This window comes from Bradyrhizobium sp. sGM-13, from assembly GCF_018398875.1.
In the GTDB taxonomy this organism is placed as follows: domain Bacteria; phylum Pseudomonadota; class Alphaproteobacteria; order Rhizobiales; family Xanthobacteraceae; genus Bradyrhizobium.
In genome coordinates this window covers 1-2,375 of record NZ_JAGWDK010000120.1, presented here as the reverse complement: position 1 = coordinate 2,375, position 2,375 = coordinate 1, and the positions used below count along the sequence as shown (strand labels likewise).

Sequence of the window (2,375 nt, the reverse complement as noted above, 5' to 3'; positions counted from 1 at the left end):
GAATCAGCTTGATGATGTTATCTTTGGACACGGCATATCGCTCCTTCGGTGGAGACAAGCACCCCCACGATATGCCGCCTTTCCGATTCCCGCCGTCACCAACTTTCAGCGATAGCTCCGCTCTCGCCATCGCTTCTGACAATCAACCGCCTGGCATATCTCACCACACTAGGCTAATGCCGAGATCTTGGTGATGTGCTCTATCCTATCAGGGCGCCTGCCCAGAATGCCCCGCCGAACGTCGGTAATTGGTGATGTGCCTACCAATGGTACGTTTACTGAGCTGAGGAAGGCGCAGTCCACGAGTACCTAACGCAGATTTCGTTTGAGGCTCGTCATTGGCTTCTGGCCGTTGCTTCTTTCGCGGCCTCGCCCGCAATCAGCAGCAACATCTCGTTCTCGCCGGAGGCGGCCTTCTTTGGCTTCTTCGATCTTCGATGCCTACGGGCGACACGGCCGTTCTCTTCTTGTTGTCTGCTGCTCATCAGCCCATTCGGCATCAATCCCTCGTGTCGCGCCTTTTGTCGGGCTTGTCACGTCCGCGCAGTAACGTTAGGCGGTCTGCCGTACAATCCCAGCCTTTAGCATGCAAAACCCTTTTCTGCCCTTTCTGCGCAGTTCGCGCGATACTTGCTCCCATGCAACGGCGGCAGCAGCCGCTGACCGGCCACACTGCGTGAAAGGAGAAAACATTGAAAAGCGATATGTCAGCCTATTGCGACCGAATTGACTCCTGAAGAGCATCTGCAGCTTCGGGACGCTTTGGCTGCGCACTTGGGATCGAGTTCTTCAGGAGTGGGTGGGTTGGCCTGAGGGTCCCCCCTTACGTTGAGCATCGGGCCTTCTTCAAATTGAGCGGCAACGCTTGACGTTGTCATCGCTTTTAGGTCTCGCACTCCCAGTTCGATCAGGCGGCCGCGAAGTCTAAAAGGGTCGTGGTCGAGTAGCTCGGCCACGATCATCTAACGTTCTCTGCCATCGAGCGTGAGAGCTGGCGGGCCAGCGCATCGTCGACCGGGACCAAGCGCTCGGCGACCGCCAACTGCAGCCGACGCGCACGCGCTCCGGACCGAAATCGCCAATGTCGCAGGCCGCGCAGATGTTGCATCCGCCAGCGACTGATCGAAATCAATGGCGCCGCAGATCACGCAAGCCGGTCCGAACTCACTCATCCTCCGCTCCTGCATGTCGAGCCGCCCGGGCGGTGCGGTCCTCGATCTTGCACGGCAGCCTCACGCTCTTGGGATAGTCGGGGGCGGCCCGCGGTCGTCACATCGCGGTGAAGCCGCAGAGGTCGCATGCGACCGTGAAGTAGCCGAGACGCTTTGCCGGGTAGGGCAGCGCGGTTTCGCAGAACGGCGTCCTGCCGCCGGTCAGATCGACATCGATGCCGTAGGGATAGTCGGGGTCCGGCGGTTGCGTCGCCTTGCCACCGCGATCAATCCAGTGGATGTGGATCATGGGACCTCCCGTCACATCTCGGGCAGCGCGGCATACATCGATCGATGGAATCGAGATCGACTAGGGTCCCTGCGCCAGCGCGCGCTCGCGATGCTCCTTCTCGGGCGTTGCGAAGGCGAATCCGGTAGCTGTATGGATGCTCTTTCAGGTACAGCGCAGCCCAGCCTTTCGCGCTGGCGCACAGCTGCATCGACCGGCCGCGGTGGCGAAATGCTCGCAGCCGAACCGGCGCAACAGCTTGGTGATCTCGTCGCGCGCTGCGATGGTCGCGTTCTCATAGGGCGTGGTCATCCCGTCTGCTCCCGTGGGCTGGCAACAGGAGCTGGTCGACGACGGTGCCAAGGATCGAGGATGGCGCCCCGGCGCCGTCGCGCGTGATCGCGGTTGCAACGTTGTCGATGTCGGCTCCGTACTGAAGCGCCAGCAACAGACGACTGCCGCGTGGCGCGCGATGGCCTTCGACGCTCTCGCCGAATTTGCCGCCATTGATGAACGCATCAGCCCAGGACCCGTCGTCATGAAACCCCAGCCTCAGCAAAGTGGGGACCAAAGCCACCCCATTCGATCTCGAATGTCTCGGCTCGACGACGCTGGAAGTATCCGGCGCTCGGACATGTCACGCCATCGCTGCGACCTTCGGCTTGCGCGGGCCGCGCTTCTCAACCTCCAGCGCGCCGGAGACCTGACGAATGCAGGAGATCAGTTCGGCGGCCTGAACTGCCCCTCGATTCCTTCTGCGGCTATAATCCGGCGAGATGAATTGGCCTAGAATCTGACCGTCAAACAGGAGGGCGCCCCCGCCCGGGGACGATGATAATCTCGGCTAACCCATCGCGTGTCTCGTACGCCCACTTCATAACTAGACGACCGATTCCATGAAACCTGCGCTGATGGAGCAGGCTGAATTGGTGGAA

At 60.8% G+C, this 2,375-nt stretch carries 4 protein-coding genes; 1 reads left to right on the top strand and 3 read right to left on the bottom strand.

Annotated elements, in window-relative coordinates; genetic code table 11:
* Positions 1 to 335: 335 nt before the first annotated feature.
* The 3 genes from KJQ96_RS38330 to KJQ96_RS38320 form a co-directional block, all read right to left on the bottom strand.
* Entirely contained in the window at positions 336 to 500 is a 165-nt protein-coding gene (locus tag KJQ96_RS38330; RefSeq protein ID WP_213256463.1) for a hypothetical protein, read from the bottom strand.
* 769 nt (positions 501 to 1,269) lie between these two features.
* Complete coding sequence (locus KJQ96_RS38325; RefSeq protein WP_213256465.1) at positions 1,270 to 1,461, bottom strand: hypothetical protein; 192 nt, start codon at positions 1,459 to 1,461, stop codon at positions 1,270 to 1,272.
* Positions 1,462 to 1,605: 144 nt separating this feature from the next.
* Complete coding sequence (locus KJQ96_RS38320; RefSeq protein WP_213256467.1) at positions 1,606 to 1,752, bottom strand: hypothetical protein; 147 nt, start codon at positions 1,750 to 1,752, stop codon at positions 1,606 to 1,608.
* Between the two features lie 13 nt (positions 1,753 to 1,765).
* Here KJQ96_RS38320 and KJQ96_RS38315 point away from each other — a divergent pair, with 13 nt between their 5' ends.
* On the top strand, positions 1,766 to 2,230 hold the full coding sequence (locus KJQ96_RS38315; RefSeq protein WP_213291136.1) for a hypothetical protein: 465 nt from the start codon (positions 1,766 to 1,768) through the stop codon (positions 2,228 to 2,230).
* The last annotated feature ends 145 nt before the right edge of the window (positions 2,231 to 2,375 follow it).

Coding starts and splice junctions, on each gene's coding strand:
- KJQ96_RS38330 (WP_213256463.1), bottom strand. CDS start 500: ATGCCGAATGGGCTGATGAGCAGCAGACAACAAGAAGAGAACGGCCGT.
- KJQ96_RS38325 (WP_213256465.1), bottom strand. CDS start 1,461: ATGATCCACATCCACTGGATTGATCGCGGTGGCAAGGCGACGCAACCG.
- KJQ96_RS38320 (WP_213256467.1), bottom strand. CDS start 1,752: ATGACCACGCCCTATGAGAACGCGACCATCGCAGCGCGCGACGAGATC.